The sequence below is a fragment of the Paenibacillus vulneris genome (genome assembly GCF_039543185.1).
Lineage (GTDB): Bacteria > Bacillota > Bacilli > Paenibacillales > NBRC-103111 > Paenibacillus_S > Paenibacillus_S vulneris.
On record NZ_BAABJG010000012.1, the window covers coordinates 13,197 to 32,861 of the forward strand.

Sequence of the window (19,665 nt, forward strand, 5' to 3'; positions counted from 1 at the left end):
TTCCCTATCCGCTAAGGATAGAACACCCATACTGCTAAGGAGATGGAACAACATGACAACTGCAGTTACGAACCCCATTGCTGTAATTACTGGTGCAGGAAGCGGTATAGGAAGAGCCAGCAGCTTGAAGCTCGCTCAGAACGGAGCCAAGGTGATATTGGTCGATTACAACAAGGAAGCCGGAGAAGAGACGTTAAAGCTTGTGCAGGAGCAAGGCGGTGAAGGGATCTTCGTTCAGGCCAACGTAGCGAAGAGTGAGGACGTACAATATTATGTGAATGAAGCCGTCAAGACCTACGGCCGGATTGATATATTTTTCAATAATGCAGGAATCATTCAAAAGTTCTCGATGCTTTCGGACACCGACGAGGCTGAATTCGACCGTATCCTGGCGGTCAACGTCAAAGGAGTCTTCCTCGGGCTGAAATATGTTCTGAAAGTGATGGAGAGCCAAGGCAGCGGAACCATCATCAATACGGCCTCCACGGCAGGAATTCGCAGTGAGCACAGCGCGGGCGTCTATTCCGCCAGCAAGCATGCGGTGATCGGGTTGACGAAATCGGCTGCTTTGGAATATGTGAAGAAAGGAATCCGTGTGAACGCGATTTGTCCGGGAGGAGTGAAAACCGCTCTGACGGATAGCGTTCCTGTGACGATGCAGCAGACCGGCTATGTGCCTGAGGAAGTCTCGAATATGAGAATGGGCCGCTTCGCACAACCGGAAGAGATCGCGGGCATGGTAGCCTTCCTGGCTTCTCCCGAATCGAGCTACATGACAGGCTCTATCGTGCTGGTAGACGGCGGCTTGACGCTGTAAAAAAGTGAAACTGGGAAACAAACGCAATCTGCGATGACGCGGGTTGCGTTTTTTTGTACATAGATCGGAAGGGAACATGCTGGTTTGGTTGCAGCTAAGGCGAATTTGAGACGGGATTGTAAAGGTTTTGTATTTTTTGCTCGTACCTAATATACAGCACCCCCTAGTTGTGTTACTTTATACGTGTTGATTGCAACCCATGAGGCATAGACAGATGAAGCGGCTGCCGATGTTTGCGGGATACGACGCGGCATAGCGGTTATTTGTGCTGAATGTTTGCATTAGTACTGTGCAGCTTTGAAGTGATGCAGTAATGGTTTGTGATTTTTTCTCAGTAATCTTACTATTTGGGAGGCTAGACTTCATTGAAATCGAGAAAATCAATTCGAAACCTATCGCTGCTGACACTTACGGTTTCCCTTTTGAGTCAAAGCATGCCTGCAGCAGCCGTATACGGGGCCGCTCCGGATGTGAAGCAGCCAGATGCGGGCGGCGGAAGATGGATGGCAGGAGAATATCACGTTCACACGTATGAATCCGATGATGCCCAGCGATCGCTGCAAACGGTGCTGGATAATGCTTTTGAACAGTATGGGATGGACTGGATTGCGCTTGCCGATCACTTGAGAATGTCAGGCCGGGACGATGAAGGCAATCCGGTTCCGGGAGGACCGATTCCTTTTTCCAAGGGCATGGCATTGTATCAGGTGCCGAAAATCAAGCAGCTGCAGGACGCGAATAAATATAAAGATAAAATTATTTTCTCCGGGTTTGAGTGGGACATGCCTACCTATGATCATATCGGGATAGGCATTTTGGCGGACAGCCCCGATCAATCATTAAAAGCGGCAAGCGAGTTCGAATATTTGTTCACGAACCGTGACGAAAGCCTGTTTGATCCGGCCGATGTTGCCGTCTGGAAGGCGACCTACAGCAGAGCCTATACGACAAGCCAGGATGCAAGAACGGGCTTGAGCTGGATTAAGGGGAATTTTCCGAAAAACAGCTACGCTTTATTGAATCACCCTTCACGGAAAACAAATTCCGGAGGGACGGTTTATAAAATATCGGATATCCGCGACTTCAACAATATAGCACCGGATACCTTCTTCGGGATGGAAGGAATGCCCGGAAACCAGATGGAGCCTGACCGGGGAGGACTTAACCTGACGACTCCCAAAAACCGGACCTACGGCGGAGCGGATTATATGATTGCCAAGGTCGGCGGAGTATGGGACGCGCTACTTGGGGAAGGAAGGAGATTCTGGAATTTTTCGAACTCCGATTATCATTTCGATATCAGTGACGACAATAAATACTCCAGCGGTTACAAGCCTGGGGAATATTCGAAAAACTATACGTGGGTAAACGGCAGTGATATGCAGGCTGTGCTGGAAGGCATGCGCTCAGGGAAATCGTTCTCCGTATTCGGCGATTTGATCAACGCGCTGGATTATCATATCGATGCCAACGGGACCAAGAAAGAAATGGGCGAGGAGCTTTCTGTGAAGGAAGGGGACCCTCTCATGCTGACCATTCGTTTCAAAAGCCCGGACAAAAATAACAACGGGGACCCTGTGCAGGTGGACCATGTGGATCTGATTGCAGGCGATGTAACGGGCTATGCCGCACCTGGAACTCCGGAATATGCCAAGGATACGAATGAATCGACCCAAGTGCTCCAGCGCTTTACGAGCAGCGATTGGACGAAGGATGCCGAGGGCTACAACGTCATTACTTATAACCTCGGAGCTGCCGGCAAAAATCAATACTTCAGGCTGCGCGGCACGAATCTGGGCGTTGATGTGGCGGGAGAAACGAGCAACGGGGAGCCGCTGATCGATCCGAAGACCGACATAGCCGATAATGCGACCCGCTTTGCGGAAATCAATAAACGGAATTATAGCGATTTATGGTTTTATTCTAATCCGATTTTCGTGAACGTGGAGCCGTATACGGATCAGCAGGCCGTTAATGATACGGTAGCAGCTCTGGATTTGGGCGATATGAGCGGCGTAACGGCGGATATCGAGCTGCCCGCGCAAGGCCAGCATGGTACCACGGTTCAATGGGAAAGCTTGAATCCTGCTGTCGTATCTATTGCTAACGATAAAGGAATCGTTACCCGTCCCGCTGCAGGTCAGCCTGATGCGAAGGTAACATTGAAGGCCACGGTATCCCGCGGCACAACTAGCGTGATCAAACCATTCGAAGTTACCGTTAAGGCATTGGCTTATACCGATGCGGAAGCGGTCGCTCTGGCGAAAAACGCTCTGACTCTGGGGGACACCAGTGCCGTAGAGAATGATTTGAAGCTGCCGGCCGCAGGGGAGCAGGGAACCGTGATTACCTGGAAAAGCTCTAATCCGGTCTATATGGACGATAACGGGAAGATGGTGTTCCATCCCAATAAGGATACGGATCTTACGTTAACAGCAACGATCAAACGGGGAAATGCCGTGGATGTGAAAGCCTTCTCCGTTACACTGAAGGGAGATGCCAGCATTACTCCGCTGCAGCTGAGCTGGACGATGAAGACGGCGGACGGCAGCCCTTATGCGAACGGAGCCTGGACGAATCAAAACGTAACGGCCAGCGTCTACGCGAATGTGTATGTTCCGGGCTCGACGGTTTCATTAGAGCTGTCTACAGATGGTGGCACGTATCTGGCTTACAACAGCCAAAGCAAAGTGGAGGTTTCCGGTGAAGGAGAGCATACGCTGCAATTCCGGGCGAAGGATTCGTTAGGTCATACGGCCGAGTTACCGCTTGCTGTGAGCATTGATCGTACGGCTCCTGTGATTACTCTAAAAGGAAGCCCGAGCATGACTATGCTTATCGGTACGCCATACAACGAGCAAGGAGCTGAAGCAGCGGATCATGCAGGCATAGCGGGCGAGGTTGCGATAACCGGAACCGTGGACACCAAGACGATTGGGACTTATACGCTGCATTATAACGCAACCGATCTGGCGGGGAATGCGGCCGCAGAAGTGACGAGAACGGTGAACGTCGTGGCACCGCATGGAAACAGCAGCCACCATGGCTCCGGCGGCGGAAGCTCGACTCCGACCGATACTTCGAACAACTCAACGAACGGGAATAATACGAACCAAGGAACGGAGGCTTCCTCTTCCCAAGTGGCTGTCACCTCGGCTCAAGGGGCGGAAGGCGGCATCAAGGATGTGCTTCAATTTAAGATACCATCCGGTGCCGTGAAGGAAGACGGCAAAATTCAGGCTGTACTGCTTCCTACCGCTCAAATTCCGTCTTTTGGTTCGTTGAAGGCGGTAAGCCAAGCGGTCGAGCTGATGAGTACGACAGGCCGTACCTTTACGAAGCCTGTGGAGATCAAGATGTTCTATAAGGCGGATTCTATTGCACCTGGAAGCAAGCCAGCTATTTATTACTATAACGAGACGCAGAAGCGTTGGATTTATCTTGGAGGGACCGTCAATCCGGACGGCAGTATAACGGTCAATGTCAAGCATTTTACGAAGTTTGCCGTGCTGGAGTACAAGCCTGCAGTGTTCCCGGATCTGTCCGGACATTGGGCCGCTCCTTATACGGAACGGTTGGCTGGAATGAATGTCATTCAAGGCTTTGAGGACGGGAAGTTCCGTCCGGAGCAGACGGTGACGCGGGCTCAATTCGCCAAAATGATCGCCGAAGCCATGGGGCTTCAGACGACGGCGGCTTCCACTTCCTTCGCGGATGATAACCAAATCCCATCCTGGGCCAAGGGAAGCATTGCGGCCGCAGTTCAAGCGGGCCTTATCAACGGTTATGAAGAGAACGGCCGCCTGCTGTTCAAGGCGGACCAAACCATTACCCGGGCGGAAATGGCGGTTATGATGTCCAGAGCGCTTAGCGCCAATGGATACAAGGGAGGCGAGGCGAATGCCATTTCCTTTAAAGACGCCTCCCATATTCCGGATTGGGCGCAAGCCTCCGTGAAGGCTTCTGCAGTATCCGGCATTCTGAACGGGTACGAGGATCAAACCTTCCGCCCAAGCGCTGGCGCTACAAGAGCGGAATCCTCCGCAATGATCTATAAGCTGTTAGAAGCATTGAACATTTAGGTTATAAAGGAAAAGAAGAGACACGCGGTGCTCCGTGTGTCTCTTTAGGTTGTTGAGCAATCTGCAGGTAATTGGAAAAATAGCATCGGTCCCCGATGGGGCATCCCCCTCTGGCCGCTGTTGTTTTCGGGAAATTTGGATTAGAATTCGCTTCTAGCGGGGATTTCCCGAAAACAACGGCGAACGCTTAAGAGTTTTCCAAAGGAAAACTTACTTCGTAAGCAAGGGGACACCTCATCTCCCGTACCCGTTAGCTCAATAGTCTTATGTTTTAATTAGAGTCGCTGCTTATGCCGAACACCTAATGCAGTGACGTCCCGACGGGCTTAGGGGGCTGGATGAGGTCACTCGCTTCTCAGAGTGACCCGAAGCGTCAATATGATGTTAATCGAAGGAAGTTCTGGAAGCAGCCATTGCATTTAAGGCGTTCTCAAAATAGCTATATACTTCATCTGCAATTCCCAGAAACTCTTCAACAAGTACATTATTACTATCCAAGTAACAAGCATACAGATAATCAACTAAAGCGGAGTCAATCTCACAATAGTTTAATATGGCATTCTTCATCTTAATAATGTCATCTTGCCATACACCTGTATCTTCTAAAACCAAAGAGTATAATGCACGAATTAATCTCTTAGAGTAACCTTTAATATATCTATTTTTCATTGTGTTATCACTAGCATTAGAAAGTAAACTATGTCTACGATCTACTTCCTTCTTGGTATCTGCATTTAAGTCTAAAATGAACTCCGGAGAAATAGTTATCGGTGGTACTTTTTCACCAACGTCATGACCATATATGCAAACACAAATTATCTTTACCCAAAAACCCCACTCATTTGGTTTACTTAATACATCGTCAATCGAGCAAATTGTCGTATCAATCTTAGTTACTAATGGATATTCTTCCAAAAGACTGTCTTTAATATTTGACAATCTTTCGTAATCAATATCTTTGGGATTTACACATACAATAGTAAAGTCTGCATCTGACTTAAAAGGTTTAGCAGTTCCTTTTGGAATCGAGCCACACATATAAATGCTATGAATCTTACCTTTAAATTCGGTAAGTATATTATCTATATACTTATCAACAAAATCCTTATATTCACTTTGTATTACAATTCTATTTATAACTTTTTCTAATATCATATAGACTCCTCCTAAACTAAGAACTTCTTTCGGCTAACGTCTTTTTTGCGAACTTCGTAAATTCGTCATGACTTAAGTTATTCACGAAATCATTCAACTATCCTGCCCGTTAGTTCAATGAAGCAAAATCGAGCCATTTTAAAGGCGACTACTACGTACCGTCTCCTTTAGTTAAGTAACTTTAAAATTGTAATCTTGAATAAGGTAGATTTAAAAGCGTAGGTGCTTCTTTAGGAAAGTTAGTAAATCTTAAATAAAAGCTGTACTCATTTATTCTGAAATGAAGTCGACCATCTTCATCATTTTCATCAAAATGTATGCCTTTTGCAGATAGGTTTGTTTTGACCTTATCAATAAATTCTGAACTACCTACCCCAAATACTACATTCATTGTCGGTGGTAAAGCAGTCATTGCAATTGGAATCCACTTTCGCTTTTTCGAAGGAATAACCGCATGTGATGTTCCGCCAATAGCAAAAGTAAAGTTGTCAGATACCTTATCAAGTTTAAAATTTAAAATATTAACTAACAACTCCCTGAAATCAATTACGCTATCAACCGGAAATCCGATTTCCCTAAGATACAATATTTTTAACTCGCCACAAGGAGGAAGTACTCCTTCTTTGATGTAATAATGAGTAATAATTTCTAATAAATTGCCATCTCCATCTCGGAAGTAAACATTCATTCCAGTTCCGAAATCGTCAATAATTCTACCATCCGACCATTTTAAAAGGGTAATACCCCCTGCACTTTGGAGCCAATTCACCACGTTTTCAAATTCAGAATAAGGAACTTCGAAAGCAAAATGAACTGGAGCTAGAGGTTCTACGCCTTCTTTAAAAGACAATGTAAAGTATTCAGTCGGCTGGAAACATATTTCATTATCTGATTCGAAAAGAATAGGAAAGCGTAATTGATCATGATAGAATTGTTTAACACCTTGCACTGAAACTGTATTTAACTGAAGCTCTGAGAAGTGAGTTATCATGGCATTCTACGCCCCTTTCTGGAATTACAATTATTAATTGATAAAATTATATCCAATAAAAGGATATTGAACCAATATATATTTTATGCTCTAGTTATAGGCAATAACTATAGAGCATTTAATCCTCACCTGCTTTGAAGATACTTTCCGTTGGCGCAACAAAGCTGCCGTTCAATGCGGCGGCTTTTTCATCTATCGTACCCTGCTTAAAACCTTAAGATATTATCTTGCTCTTTTTTGTGGTTCCTTCAATGCATCTTCTTATCTTCTATAATCTTATTCATATCTGATTCGATCCACTTTCGTCCGCTATTGGAAAAGCAGATACATTTGCGTACCTTGACTGTTTATCATGATATAGAGCACCAACTAATATTCCTATAAAAAGTATTATCAGAAGAATTTTTTTCATCGATAGTTCTCCAAAGCTTTAGATTTTTTAATATAGTTCGAAGTGTGTTGCTTTTTGTACTAACGTACCCGTTAGCTTAACTCCATACAGAAAACAGCCATCTCCTCCCTAGCGGACGGAAATGGCTGTTATGACGGTACCGGGTGGCTGGACGTGTTTGTCGTCAGCGCGCCTTCTTGAGTTTCGTGCCGCGAACTGATGCCGCAGCGTATACGACAAGCGCTGTCCAGATGAGCGCGAAGCCGATGAGAAGAACCGGCGAGACCGATTCCTTGAACACGAATACGCTCAGTAACAGCATGATCGTCGGCCCGATGTATTGTACGAATCCGAGCGTGGACAGCGCCATCCGGGCGGCCGCTCGCGCAAAGAAAAGCAGCGGTAGTGCTGTTACCACGCCGGAAAGAAGCAGTTCTACAAACGTGGATACAGGTAGCGTCCATGCCGTCGTCTTTCCCACGGTGGCCAAATAGATCCAGTAGCCGAGCGAAACAGGCAGGACTACAGCCGTCTCCGACAGCAAGCCTACAGAAGCGTCTTGTCCGATCTTCTTCTTCACGAGGCCGTACAAGCCAAACGTCGCGGCCAGTGAGATTGAGATCCATGGGAACCGTCCGTAGTCGATGGCGATGATGAGCACCGCGGCGCCAGCGATGGCAATCGCGAGCCATTGGCCACGGTTTGGCTTCTCACGAAGGAAGACAACCGCAAGCAGCACGTTCAGCAACGGGTTCAAATAATAACCGAGACTTGTCTCGACGACATGGTCGTTGTTGACAGCCCATATGAAGATGAGCCAATTAGCAGCGACCAGCAGTCCGCTAGCGGTGAGCGACAGCAGGAGCGAGCGGCTAGCCGCAATCCGCTTCATGTCACCCCAGCGACGCTGGACGGTGACGAGAATACCCATGAAGACGAACGACCAGACAACCCGATGTGACAGAATCTCGCCTGCCGGCACATCGTTAAACAACCTCCAATAAAGTGGGAGAACCCCCCACATGATATACGCGATAATAGCATTGACCAACCCGTTGTTCATAATCAATTTCCCTCTTCTCACTCCGATGTCTTAACGGATTATACGCCTCGATCATCGTTTAAGTAAAGGGAATAATATTTTGGCCCAAATAATATGTTACGGTATTGCATCACTTATTATAGGAAGGATGGCATCCCGTGAATTTTGCTTCTGTACGCATCATTATTTTCTCGTCGAGTTCTATGAGATAATCTTAGGTATTTCGGCGGAACGCCCAAAAGGCGGTTTGTTGAGTTATCGTGTCCCGTTAGCTTAACGATGATAGCCGTTTTTTAAACAACTTTCTTATCAAATTTAAAAGACTTTATTATAAATTCAACAACTTTATTATCAGACAATACATTTTTCGGTATGATAGGGAATTCCACAACCTGGAGCCACACGGATATTCCGCGCGGCTCTTCTTTTTTACGTGTGGGAATCGCACGTCGAAAGGGCATAATACATCGAAAAGAGTGCAGGAACAGCGGCCGGCGAATGGAATTGAATCCTGGAACGGCTCCACGGCAAATTGAATGTCTTGAATGCCGACAGACCAAAGACAGCATTCCGTCAGGGCGTTAAGACGCTATTTCCCCATTCGAACCCCCTGTGGAGCCACAGGAAGCCGAATAAGCGGCAGAACCAAGACAGCTGTAAGAACAAGCAGCGCGCAGATGAAGACGATGACTCCGCCCCAGTGGAAGGAGGCGAGGAAGAAGCCGCCGGACCAGCCGACAAGGCTCGAGCCTGTGTAATAGAACAACAGGTACAACGAAGAGGCGTAGGCTTTGCTGGGTGCTGGAGCTATTCTTCCGATCCATCCGCTGGCTACCGTATGCCCGGCAAAAAATCCGAACGCGAACAAGATCAGACCCGCGATCATAAGTACAAGGCTGCCGTACAGCGTCAGCAGCGCCCCGATAACCGACAAGGCGATGCCCAAACCAATCAGCCCTGCACGGGAATGCTTGTCGGCCAGCTTGCCGAACAGGAAAGAGCTCCAGGAGCCGACCAACTGGAAGATGAATAGAAATCCAATGACGGTTTGGCTCAAATCATAAGGAGCCTGGGATAACGGATAGCCTAAATAATTGAATAGGGTAACGTAGGCCCCCAAAAGCAGAAAACCGACCAGGTACAGCACGAGCAGCTTTTTATCGGCTAAGCCGCTTTTGAACCCTTGAATTGCATGCTTATAGGAGAGGCTGACTGGCTGAAAATGCTGCGATTTCGGCAGATACATCCAGAAGCAGACGCTGCACAGGAGACTGAAAATCCCGAGCGCCAATAGTGCCGTATGCCAGGAGAACAAGTCTGTCAAGGCGCTGACAATAATCCGTCCTGCAAAGCCTCCGACTGCCGTACCCCCGACATAGACTCCCATGACTCTGCCGATGCTTCCCGGCGAAATTTCCTCGTTCAAATAAGTCATGGCAATAGCCGGAAAGCCCGCAAGGCTGATGCCTTCTAGAAGTCGCAGCGCCAGCAGCCAATGAAAGCTGTGGGTGAAGGAGGAAATAATGGCAAGCACGGACGTGGCGAATAAAGAGACGCCCATCACTCCTTTTCTCCCCCAGGCATTGGAGCATACCGAGACGAACAGCATGGCGACCGCAAGAGTAACCGTTGAGAAGGAGATTACGAAGCTGGCCGTGGAAGGCGATACATGAAACTCCTCCGCGAAGGTGCCGATCAAGGTTTGCGGGCTGTACAATATCGCGAAAGTAACCAGGCTTCCCAGCAGCATGCTAAATAAGGTGCGCCGGTAGGCGCCGCTTCCGATTTCTATATATGGCATCATTCTCTCTCCTTCATTCCGTCTGACTGTTATTGATGATTACTAAGTCTACTCCTTGCCAGCTGATAACGTCCAATTTATTATTGATATAGAAATAATGCATTTTTGTTATGAAAGGACAGTGGTGCGCGGTATGGAGTGGCAGCAGCTAGAATACTTTCGCGTTGTAGCGAAGACGGAGCATTTTACCAAAGCGGCGGAGCAGCTGGCTATCTCACAGCCTGCCCTTAGCCGGTCGATCACTCACCTTGAGGAGGAGCTGGGAGTCGCTTTATTCGACCGTATCGGCCGATCCGTTCAGCTGAACTCCTACGGCAAGCAGTTTCTAAGGCGGGTTGACCGAGCTCTGCAGGAAATTCAGGACGGGGTTCAGGAGCTGCACCAGATGAAGGACCCCTATACCGGCTCCGTTTCCTTATCGTTCGTAATGACGTTCGGATTGAGCATTTTGCCGGAGCTGATCAGCCGATTCAATCGGGTGTATCCGCAAGTGGAGTTTTTGCTGCATCAGAGCCCTACCACCATTATTCATAAGCAATTGATGCATAGCGAGGTAGATCTCAGCATAGTAGGGCTGCTTGACAATGATAAAGGGCTTATTTGGCATAAATTGATCGAGGAAGAGCTGTTCGTCTACGTTCCTTCGAATCACCGGCTTGCCTCTCGAGCCTCGCTCCGTCTAGAGGAGCTTGCCGGGGAGCCCTTCATAACGTTCAAAAGAGGCTACGGGATGCGTACGCTAACCGACCGGCTGTGCGGCTTGGCGGGCTTTGCTCCCAAGATCAAGTTCGAGGGGGACGATGTGGCGACGGTCTCCGTGCTGGTCTCGTCCGGTCTTGGCGTTACCTTGATTCCTTTCTTCACCGGGATCGATTCTAGCAAAATCAAACGGCTGCATGTAACCGAACCCTTGTGCAAACGGGAGATTGGTCTTGCATGGGTCGAGGACCGGACATTATCTCCTTCGGCCGAGCTGTTTCGCAGCTTTATCATCGAGCAGTTTCGCTAAAAACCCCCAGAAAAAAGACAGGCCGCAAAAGAATTCTTTCAGAATTCCATGCAGCCTGTTGTTGCGTTATGAAAGCCGTGATGCCGTTTGAACCTTTTGCTTTTTATGATGAAGGCCGTAATAGAGAATGACAGTAAAGGCGACGACGATGCCCCCGACAAGGTACATGACGTGATAATTGGTTTTGGCGGCAATAAGGCCGAGAATATAGGAACCGAGCCCATACCCGGAATCGAAAAAGACGAAATATGTGCCGGTGGCCAGACCGCTTCGGTGGCTTGGAGCCGATTTGACGGCAATAGCCTGAAAGCTTGGCAGCAGCGCGCCGAAGCCTAGCCCAATAATGCCTCCGGTCAGCAGGAAGATGAAGGCTGTATTCGCTTGGCTCAGCCAAAGCATGCCGACGACGAACAGCACGATGCCGGGATAGACAAGCACATGCTCGCCTTTGCGGTCGAACAGTCTGCCGGTAAAGGGTCTGGATATAAGAATCATTGCGGCGAACACCATGAAGAAATAGCTGGCTACCTGCTCCAGGCCGATCGATTTGGCATAGACGGAGATGAAGGTGGAGATAGCCCCGTAAGAAAATGCCAGTACACAGCCTGCCAACGAAATCGGAATAGCCTTGGGCTCGATAAATCTTTTCCAGTTCCAGGACGTGCCCGAGGTTTGGGCCGGTGCCGGAGTATCGGGAAGCTTGGTTATTGCCCCGCACAGGAAAGCCAGAAGAGAAAGTACGAAGCAGGCGATGAACAGAACGTGGAAGCTGGCTTTTGTCATCAGCGTCAATCCGAGGAAGGGACCGATGACCATGGCCAGGCTCATGAACAGACTGAAATAGCCGATCCCTTCGCCTCTGCGATGCGCGGGAATGATGTGAATCACTACCGCGGATGTGGCTGTAGCGGCGATGCCGAAGCCGATCCCGTGAATAAATCTTAGCAGTAAGAGAACATAAAAGTTAGTTACGACAAGATGCAATATGCTGCAAACGGCGAACAGGATGAGCGAGAAGAGAATGATTTTCTTCTTGTCCAGCTCGTCCAGCCATTTCCCCGTCAGTGGGCGGAAAATAACAGCACTAATGATGAACACAGTAGTGACCAGGCCGATTTGCTGGCCGCTTCCTTGCAGATGCTCCAGAACAAAGGTCGGAAGGGTCACCGCCAAAATATAAAAGGTCATATATACAAAAAAACTGCTGATACAAATCGTTATAAAATTGCGGCTCCACAAAGGAGCTTCTTGCTTTGCTGTCTGATTCTGCATATGAGAGTATCGCTTCCTTCTTCATTTATTATTGTGTCTGATGCGCATGAGGTTATTCATGGACCGAATAGCAACGCACAGCAAGTAAAGGTAATCTCACGAAATGTGAAATTACCTTGGGGCCTTCTTTTGTTAAATTGTTGTTATAACAATTATATGTACACCAATTAAAATTGTCAACGATGAGTGCCAGCTTTTTAGCATAAAGGGTTGTTGACATTTCCATATTTTTCTTATATAAAATTATATATATAGTATTATATATATTGATATAAGGATGTGGATATATGAAGGGCAGAATAGACGAAATGACTGGTTTACGCAACCGGGAGGCATTGGAGCTTCAGCTGAAGGAGACGTCTCAGGAATGTGAAGGAGTCGCTCTGGCTCTTATTGATGTGGACCATTTTTTGGACATCAACCGGCTGTTCGGTCATGATACCGGGGATCATGTATTGAAAACGATCGCGGATATCCTTAAGGAACAGACCTCGGAGCAAGCGGTGTTTCGCGTCTCCGGGGATGAATTTGCGGTAGTGCTGGCCGATTTCAGCCTGGAACAAGGCTTTTTGAAGATGGAGTCGGTTCGGGCGGCCGTACAAGCCTCGAACGAACGGTTTCAACTGCCGGCGGACGAGCAGGCGCAGGAAATTAGTGTAACGGTAGGAGTGGCTCAATACCCGCGGGATGCCAAGGATATGAACGGGTTGATGCGGGCGGCCAATGCGGCGCTTATGTCGGCGAAGGAATCGGGGAGAAACCAGGTTGCGCTGCCTCCTAATGAGGAGATGGTGATGAAGACCTGCTATTATCCGGCGACGATGGTTCGGCAGCTGAAGACGCTGGCCGAGAAGCTGAAGAAGAAGGAGTCCATTTTATTCCGTGAAGCATTGGCGGATCTGATCCGCAAGTATGACCGCTAATCCCTTTGTCTTGGCCGTCAGAGGAATCCCTGATAAAGCAGACGGGAAATTAAAAGAATAAGGAAAGACCTCCTGACGATGTCAGGCGGCACAAGGGCAGGCTGGACAAGCGCTGCTCTTGTTTGATTTGTGGAATCCTGGCGAATATGTTTCGTATGAAGTGAAAGGGATATTGACTTAGACTAAGTTTAAGATTAGAATTAATCTAAATATAATAAAAAAAGTACCGGGGGAATCACAATGAGCAGAAAAGGACAGCTGACACCTCAGCGGAAAGCAATCTATGAAATTGTGATGGAAAGCACCGATCATCCTACCGCTGCAGAAATTATTGAACGGTTGAACAAGCGCGGGCATCAATTTGCCTATGCAACCACCTACAATTCCTTGCGCTATTTGACGGAGGAAGGGCTGATTCGGGAGCTGAAGCTCGAAGGAGACGCAAGCCGATACGATGCACGGACAGAGGATCATCAGCACATCGTTTGCCGGGTTTGCGGCAAAGTGGATGAAGTCTTTACGCACGTTCCGGCCGAATGGTCGAAAGCCGTTGCGGAAGAGACCGGTTATATAGTGGAGGATGAACATATTTTGCTGAAAGGAGTGTGCCCTTCATGCAGCAGCAAAGAGAAGTAAGCGAATGGACGAATGTGGCAATAGATACGTCCCGGGATGAGCAGCCCATCGGAGCGTTTTGCTCCACCACGCATACCATTGTCATTATCAGCCCGTTTCCTCATGCCTTGCACGAATTGGTGAGAGAGCTGACAGCCAAGTGCTATGATGTACTGGTCTTTCATCATCTGGATGAGCACTCGCTCGCGGCGCTGCCGATTGATCTCCTGATTGTAGATGCAACCTACGATGCGCTTGTGCCGAAGCCGCGCCCGAATACGGTGTCGTCGCCGGCTCTTCTGCTCGTCAAAGGAACGGAGCGGCTGGTGGAGCCCGGCTTTTCATCTTACGAAGATGCTGTTGTCTGGTCTTCCGCGAGCACCGAGGCGATTCTCGAGCGGATTCAATCCAAGCTGCTCGGCGAAGGAAGGGTACCGGAGGAGCGGGGCGATCAAGTGCAGCATAAGGAGCTCCTCGTGGATTACAAACGAATGGCCGTATATCTCGGGGCCTCCCGCGTCGATTTGACCAAGACCGAGTTTGATCTGCTGAAGGCATTGCTCGATACCAATGGCGCCGTATTGTCCAGACAGGAGCTGATGGACCGCGTCTGGGGCGATCAATACTTCGGAGGCAGCAATACGGTGGACGTCCATGTCAAAAGTCTGCGGCAAAAGCTGAAGGACAATCCAAAGGCACCGACCTACATCGAAACGGTTCGCGGAGTCGGGTACCGGCTGGCAGATTAATAGGATATAAGTAAGAAAGGTGGGTTTGGCGATTCGTCGCTAAACCCACCTTTCCGCATGTAAGGGGCTGCTTCATGAAATCTTCACGAGAGCTTAATCAAACCTTCATGATCCATTGGGTTTGCCGTGGTAATATTCAGATATAAGATTTTTAGATTTAGTTTAAGTTTAAATATAAACAAAACGATCAGCAAGGAGGGTTTATATGTACGATGTCATCATTATCGGAGGAGGGCCGGCAGGCGCAACGGCGGCTTTGTACACGGCAAGAGGTCATTTATCCACTCTGGTGCTGGACAAAGCCCCGAATACCGGAGCCTTGGCGCTGACTCATAAGATCGCGAACTATCCCGGCGTTGCCGAGGAGCTTAGCGGGAAGGAGCTGCTGGATCGCATTCGCGGCCAAGCCCGAAGTTTCGGGGCGGAGTTCAAGCAGACGACGATTACCGCCGTGGATCTGGAAGGGGAGTCGAAGCTTGTGTTTACGGCCGACGGCATGTTCGAGGCCAAAGCCGTAATCGTCGCTACCGGCTCCAAAGGACGCAATCGGATGCTTCCGGGGGAGGAGAAGCTGCTTGGCCGCGGGGTAAGCACCTGCGCCACCTGCGACGGCGCCTTCTTCGAAGGCAAGGAAATCGCCGTGATCGGCGATTCCGAGGAAGCGCTGGATGAGGTGCTGGCCTTGAACAAGCTGGTCTCGAAAATTCATTTTGTCGTGCCCCGCAATGAGCTGCAGGGAGCGGAGGCACTTCCGCCGCTGGATAAGACCGAGCTGTATTTTCGGACAAGGCCTTTGGAGATCGTCGGCGAGCACCATGTGGAGGGACTGCGGGTGAAAGCCCCGAACGGCGAAGAGCAGCAGCTTCAGGTGGATGGAGTCTTCGTCTTCTTATCGGGCAGCAAGCCCGGCACCGACTTTTTGCAGGATCAGGTTCCACTCGACGAGAACGGCTTTATGATCCTGGATGAATCCATGCAGTCGCCCGTTCCCGGAGTATTCGGAGCCGGAGAGGTTCGCCGTTCGCCGGTGAAGCAGGCGGTCGTCGCCGCAGCTGACGGCGCTATTGCCGCCATGGCGGTGGACAAATTCATTCATCGCAGAGCACAGCTGATTCCACAGTACAAATAAAATCATTTCTACAATCCAAGGAGGAACTGCCCATGTCTACAACAACTACACCAGTCATTGTTTATTCCAGCACAACCTGCACCTACTGCAGCCAGCTGAAAAAATATTTAACGGAGCAGCAAATTGCATTTGAAGAGCGCAACATTGATGTGAATGAAGCTTACCGCGATGAGCTGGAAGCCATGGGGATGAGCTCAATTCCCGTCACGGTGATCGGAGAGACGAGAATTCTCGGCCTTAATCCGACCCGTATCAAAAAAGCACTGGCGCAGCAATGACACCATCGTCAAGCAGATATTTGACCATTAGTTAATTAAATAAAAACCACTAGGAGGACATTCATTATGACAACAACAACTACTAATGCAGAACAAACGGTAAAAATCGGACTGAAAGCACCATCGTTTCATCTTCCTTCCACCATCAATCTGGAGACGTTAGAAGAGCACGTATCCCTGGAACAATACCGCGGCCGCTGGGTTATGGTCTTCTTCTGGCCGTTCGACTTCACTTATGTGTGCCCGACGGAGATTATTGCCTTCAGCGACCATTATGACAAGTTTCAGGAGCTGGATTGCGAGGTCATAGGGATTTCCGTAGACAGCATCTATACCCACCGTGCTTGGATCAACACGCCGCGTGATCAACAGGGGATCGGACCGATCAGCTATCCGATAGCCTCGGATTTCAAGAAGGAGACCGCGAAGGCTTATGGCGTTCTAGATGACGCAACAGGCGCTGCTCATCGGGGACTGTTCATTATCGACCCGGATGGAATCCTGCGCTACCAGGTGGTAACTGATATGAACGTCGGCAGAAGCGTAGAGGAAACGCTGCGGATTCTTGAAGCGCTGCAATCCGGCGGCATGTGCCCGGCCAACTGGAAAAAAGGGGATAAAACACTCGGTTAATAGTGACAAAAAGGATGACTCGCGATCAGCGGGTCATCTTTTTTTACAAATTCGGGGTTCCCTGCATAATAGAAAGTGTGTCATAGTTCACGATAAGTTTCGTTGACTAGTCTTAGGCAATCATGTATTTTTATGGAAGAACCCGAATCGTATAAATTTGACAGGGGATGGCATCCTGTTTATTATGAAAATGAGAATCGTTTTCACTAATAGACCTATGCGGAAGATGTGTGTGGTTACCATTAGGAGGGAGCTTCAGAGGTTGTGGATACGGCGTATTATGAAAATCAGTTTTTTGTGGTCTTGGAAGATCAGCCTGGTACGCTGTTCGGCGCATCGCTTTCTTGCCTGAGCAGAAGACAGGGAGCGAGCGCATTCATCCAAACCTATGCTCCGCTGCTCAAGGCGCTGGAGCCCGATGTGGCGGCTGCCTATTTTGCCAGCTGGTTCGGCGGGGTATGTGCGGCTTTCCAATATTCCCTATGGCATGATTCCTTTATCCCCGATTTTTCATTGGACAATATGGAAGTACAGATTTACGACAACGGCCGCAGGATCGCATTGGCTTTCCGGATGAAGGAGTGGCGGGGGGAACCGCTCACGTGGCCGAACCGGAACGATCGGTCGAAAGAGGCGATGATCCAGTTTTATGGCCAGCAGGTCAAGCCTTTGCTAGAAAGCCTTGCCGGGACCGTTTCCATCTCTGCCGGTATTCTATGGGCGACTATGATCACCCGAATGCACTATGCGATGGACCGCTGGTACAAGGAAGCCCATTCCGAAGAATCGCTCGTCCGGTTAAAGCAGGACATGGACACGCTTCTGCACGGACTTGATCCGGCACTATTCGGACGCTCCCGCAGCCCGTTCGATATCCGGTTCCGGATGATGGAGAATCCGAGAGTTCCCGGGGAACAAATGCGCATCAAGCCGGTATGCTGCCTGGCCTACAAGACGGATACGGATCATGGCTATTGCTATACCTGCCCTCGTCTAACGGAGGCGGAGCGTGAGGAAAAGGTACGGCGGATTAAAATGGAAGCAGGTCATGGATAAGCGAGTGGAGCTCATTCTCATAAGAGGATGGGCTTTTTTTACGGTTTAGAGGTTATAAGTTTTTCTAGACTAGATTCCCCACAAACTATCTGAATCCTTGCGTGGGGATTTTGTCTGGGGAATCGGAATCCGCCTACTGAAGGCGGAAGGCTTATCTTCTCCGGTCAGGTACAAGGGCTGCGGACGGATGACCAGCTGCCAGTTAATAAATGAGCGCTTCTATTGTAGAATTGCATCATATGTAAGCGTGTTCATTTATGTTAAGATCAATTTCGAAAAGACAACTGCTACAACTACCCGGGAAATGATAATGACTTCAATTGGTCAATGCAGCAGGGGAAGACCTGTTATACCCAAAGCATGGAAACGATAAGGGAGGCCAATTCATGAACAAGAAACTGTGGAGCTCAGCAATGTTGGTTTTGACATGCTCTATCGCTTTAGCGGGATGCTCGCAAAGGCAAGGGGGAACGGCCGCGGAGAAGACGGCGGCGCCTGCGCCGACGGCGGATACGGGCAAGAGCAGTTCTCCTGCCGGAAGCGGAGACAAGACAAGAATCACCGTCTATTCGACCGTCAACGACAAGCCGATTCAAGAGGTTTACAAGCAGATCGCAAGCGATTTTGCCAGGGAGAACGGAAAGGTCGATGTCGATTTGCAGTTCCCCGGCACGGAGTACGAAAACATTTTGAAGGTCAAAATGGCCGCGAACGATTTGCCCGATGTATTCGATACTCACGGCTGGGCCATTATCCGGTACGGCAAATATTTGGCCGATTTGAAGGACCAGCCTTGGGCGTCCCAGCTGACGAATACCATCAAGGATGTCGTGACGGACAAAAGCGGCAAGGTTCACGCGCTGGTGCTGAGTGAAGCCAAGGACGGCTTGACGTATAATGCGGATCTCCTGAAAAAATACAACATCGAACCGCCCAAAACGTTCGACGAGCTGATGGCAGCGGCTGAAAAGTTGAAAACCGAGAGCAAAGGCGAGGTGACGCCCTTCTATTTCTCGGGAATCGACGATTGGATGATCGGGCAGTATTTCGATTATTTCGCCACTTCCTTGTTGATTAGCCCTAAGGATAACGAAGCGCAGAACCTGCTCGACAAAAAGTTCGACTGGAACAAGTGGAAGCCGCTCCCGGACAAATTCCTGGAAATGCAGAAAAAAGGCTACATCAACAAAGATGTGCTGACGGCCAAATACAGCGACCTTCCCCAGCAGTTTTCTCAAGGTAAGGTAGCCTTCACCCTACAAGGGCCATCCTTCGCCGATGAGGTTCATAAGATTAAAGCCGACCTGAAAATAGGCTTTATGCCCGTTCCCTCGATGGTACCGGGAGACGCGCCGAACTTCTCGGGCGGCGAGCGCTATACGATGGGAGCGTGGAAGGACGGCAAGCATCTGGACGATGCGAAGAAGCTGATCGCTTATTTCGCGAAGCCGGAGAATATGACCAAGATCGCCAACGCGACGAAGCTTCCTCCCGGACTGAAAGGGGTCGAAGCGAAGCATGAGTTTACCGAGTATTACAACAAATACGCCGATATTAGGGTGTTCCCTTACTTTGACCGCGTCTATTTGCCTAACGGCATGTGGGATGTGATGTGCAAGACGGGAACGGCGCTGCTCGCCGGTAACGTGGATGCGAAGCAGTACAGCGATAAAATGAAGCAGGAAGTCGAGCGGCTTAGTAATAAATAAGCTTTCGGAGGCT

16 protein-coding genes are annotated in these 19,665 nt (G+C 49.1%); 11 read left to right on the forward strand and 5 right to left on the reverse strand.

Features of this window, described 5'->3' with window-relative positions; genetic code table 11:
- The first annotated feature begins 52 nt into the window (after window positions 1–52).
- Both ABEA66_RS11330 and ABEA66_RS11335 read left to right on the forward strand, forming a co-directional pair.
- Window positions 53–817 carry an SDR family NAD(P)-dependent oxidoreductase gene (locus tag ABEA66_RS11330; RefSeq protein WP_345587626.1) on the forward strand — a complete coding sequence of 255 codons (765 nt, stop codon included), beginning with the start codon at window positions 53–55 and terminating at the stop codon, window positions 815–817.
- A gap of 365 nt (window positions 818–1,182) precedes the next feature.
- On the forward strand, window positions 1,183–4,899 hold the full coding sequence (locus ABEA66_RS11335) for an immunoglobulin-like domain-containing protein (RefSeq protein WP_345587627.1): 3,717 nt from the start codon (window positions 1,183–1,185) through the stop codon (window positions 4,897–4,899).
- A gap of 384 nt (window positions 4,900–5,283) precedes the next feature.
- Here ABEA66_RS11335 and ABEA66_RS11340 read toward each other — a convergent pair whose 3' ends face one another.
- The 4 genes from ABEA66_RS11340 to ABEA66_RS11355 all read right to left on the reverse strand — a co-directional run bounded on the left by ABEA66_RS11340 (window position 5,284) and on the right by ABEA66_RS11355 (window position 10,282).
- On the reverse strand, window positions 5,284–6,054 hold the full coding sequence (locus ABEA66_RS11340; protein ID WP_345587628.1) for a nucleotidyltransferase domain-containing protein: 771 nt from the start codon (window positions 6,052–6,054) through the stop codon (window positions 5,284–5,286).
- A 181-nt stretch (window positions 6,055–6,235) separates the two neighbouring features.
- Window positions 6,236–7,045 carry a VOC family protein gene (locus ABEA66_RS11345; RefSeq protein WP_345587629.1) on the reverse strand — a complete coding sequence of 270 codons (810 nt, stop codon included), beginning with the start codon at window positions 7,043–7,045 and terminating at the stop codon, window positions 6,236–6,238.
- A 575-nt stretch (window positions 7,046–7,620) separates the two neighbouring features.
- Entirely contained in the window at window positions 7,621–8,499 is an 879-nt protein-coding gene (gene rarD / locus ABEA66_RS11350) for an EamA family transporter RarD (protein WP_345587630.1), read from the reverse strand.
- Between the two features lie 568 nt (window positions 8,500–9,067).
- Window positions 9,068–10,282 carry an MFS transporter gene (locus tag ABEA66_RS11355; protein ID WP_345587632.1) on the reverse strand — a complete coding sequence of 405 codons (1,215 nt, stop codon included), beginning with the start codon at window positions 10,280–10,282 and terminating at the stop codon, window positions 9,068–9,070.
- A gap of 130 nt (window positions 10,283–10,412) precedes the next feature.
- On the opposite strand from ABEA66_RS11355, the gene ABEA66_RS11360 reads away from it, so the two are divergent.
- Window positions 10,413–11,288, forward strand: a complete 876-nt coding sequence (locus ABEA66_RS11360; RefSeq protein ID WP_345587633.1) for a LysR family transcriptional regulator — start codon at window positions 10,413–10,415, stop codon at window positions 11,286–11,288.
- Window positions 11,289–11,354: 66 nt separating this feature from the next.
- Here the strand turns inward: ABEA66_RS11360 and ABEA66_RS11365 are convergent, their stop codons facing one another.
- Window positions 11,355–12,560, reverse strand: a complete 1,206-nt coding sequence (locus ABEA66_RS11365; protein WP_345587634.1) for an MFS transporter — start codon at window positions 12,558–12,560, stop codon at window positions 11,355–11,357.
- A gap of 287 nt (window positions 12,561–12,847) precedes the next feature.
- Here ABEA66_RS11365 and ABEA66_RS11370 point away from each other — a divergent pair, with 287 nt between their 5' ends.
- The 8 genes from ABEA66_RS11370 (at window position 12,848) to ABEA66_RS11405 (ending at window position 19,652) form a co-directional block, all read left to right on the forward strand.
- Window positions 12,848–13,483, forward strand: coding sequence for a GGDEF domain-containing protein (locus ABEA66_RS11370; protein ID WP_079913502.1), 636 nt, complete (start codon window positions 12,848–12,850; stop codon window positions 13,481–13,483).
- Window positions 13,484–13,723: 240 nt separating this feature from the next.
- Window positions 13,724–14,119: a Fur family transcriptional regulator gene (locus tag ABEA66_RS11375; protein ID WP_079913501.1), complete on the forward strand. Its 396-nt coding sequence runs from the start codon at window positions 13,724–13,726 to the stop codon at window positions 14,117–14,119.
- Window positions 14,098–14,847 (forward strand): winged helix-turn-helix transcriptional regulator, encoded by a 750-nt coding sequence (locus tag ABEA66_RS11380; protein ID WP_079913500.1) that lies wholly within the window; start codon window positions 14,098–14,100, stop codon window positions 14,845–14,847. The genes ABEA66_RS11375 and ABEA66_RS11380 overlap by 22 nt, the downstream gene beginning before the upstream one ends.
- 205 nt (window positions 14,848–15,052) lie before the next feature.
- On the forward strand, window positions 15,053–15,976 hold the full coding sequence (locus tag ABEA66_RS11385; RefSeq protein WP_345587635.1) for an NAD(P)/FAD-dependent oxidoreductase: 924 nt from the start codon (window positions 15,053–15,055) through the stop codon (window positions 15,974–15,976).
- A 32-nt stretch (window positions 15,977–16,008) separates the two neighbouring features.
- Window positions 16,009–16,254 carry a glutaredoxin family protein gene (locus tag ABEA66_RS11390; protein WP_079913498.1) on the forward strand — a complete coding sequence of 82 codons (246 nt, stop codon included), beginning with the start codon at window positions 16,009–16,011 and terminating at the stop codon, window positions 16,252–16,254.
- Window positions 16,255–16,320: 66 nt separating this feature from the next.
- The gene (locus ABEA66_RS11395) at window positions 16,321–16,887 is read left to right on the forward strand and encodes a peroxiredoxin (protein ID WP_079913497.1); all 567 of its coding nucleotides are present in this window, start codon (window positions 16,321–16,323) and stop codon (window positions 16,885–16,887) included.
- 264 nt (window positions 16,888–17,151) lie between these two features.
- On the forward strand, window positions 17,152–17,943 hold the full coding sequence (locus ABEA66_RS11400; RefSeq protein ID WP_079913496.1) for a (2Fe-2S)-binding protein: 792 nt from the start codon (window positions 17,152–17,154) through the stop codon (window positions 17,941–17,943).
- Window positions 17,944–18,329: 386 nt separating this feature from the next.
- Window positions 18,330–19,652, forward strand: coding sequence for an ABC transporter substrate-binding protein (locus tag ABEA66_RS11405; RefSeq protein ID WP_079913495.1), 1,323 nt, complete (start codon window positions 18,330–18,332; stop codon window positions 19,650–19,652).
- The last annotated feature ends 13 nt before the right edge of the window (window positions 19,653–19,665 follow it).

Bases quoted from the DNA above. Each gene is read 5' to 3' on its own strand.
- ABEA66_RS11330 (WP_345587626.1), top strand. From the start codon at position 53: ATGACAACTGCAGTTACGAACCCCATTGCTGTAATTACTGGTGCAGGA.
- ABEA66_RS11340 (WP_345587628.1), bottom strand. From the start codon at position 6,054: ATGATATTAGAAAAAGTTATAAATAGAATTGTAATACAAAGTGAATAT.
- ABEA66_RS11345 (WP_345587629.1), bottom strand. From the start codon at position 7,045: ATGATAACTCACTTCTCAGAGCTTCAGTTAAATACAGTTTCAGTGCAA.
- rarD (WP_345587630.1), bottom strand. From the start codon at position 8,499: ATGAACAACGGGTTGGTCAATGCTATTATCGCGTATATCATGTGGGGG.
- ABEA66_RS11355 (WP_345587632.1), bottom strand. From the start codon at position 10,282: ATGATGCCATATATAGAAATCGGAAGCGGCGCCTACCGGCGCACCTTA.
- ABEA66_RS11360 (WP_345587633.1), top strand. From the start codon at position 10,413: ATGGAGTGGCAGCAGCTAGAATACTTTCGCGTTGTAGCGAAGACGGAG.
- ABEA66_RS11365 (WP_345587634.1), bottom strand. From the start codon at position 12,560: ATGCAGAATCAGACAGCAAAGCAAGAAGCTCCTTTGTGGAGCCGCAAT.
- ABEA66_RS11370 (WP_079913502.1), top strand. From the start codon at position 12,848: ATGAAGGGCAGAATAGACGAAATGACTGGTTTACGCAACCGGGAGGCA.
- ABEA66_RS11375 (WP_079913501.1), top strand. From the start codon at position 13,724: ATGAGCAGAAAAGGACAGCTGACACCTCAGCGGAAAGCAATCTATGAA.
- ABEA66_RS11380 (WP_079913500.1), top strand. From the start codon at position 14,098: ATGCAGCAGCAAAGAGAAGTAAGCGAATGGACGAATGTGGCAATAGAT.
- ABEA66_RS11385 (WP_345587635.1), top strand. From the start codon at position 15,053: ATGTACGATGTCATCATTATCGGAGGAGGGCCGGCAGGCGCAACGGCG.
- ABEA66_RS11390 (WP_079913498.1), top strand. From the start codon at position 16,009: ATGTCTACAACAACTACACCAGTCATTGTTTATTCCAGCACAACCTGC.
- ABEA66_RS11395 (WP_079913497.1), top strand. From the start codon at position 16,321: ATGACAACAACAACTACTAATGCAGAACAAACGGTAAAAATCGGACTG.
- ABEA66_RS11405 (WP_079913495.1), top strand. From the start codon at position 18,330: ATGAACAAGAAACTGTGGAGCTCAGCAATGTTGGTTTTGACATGCTCT.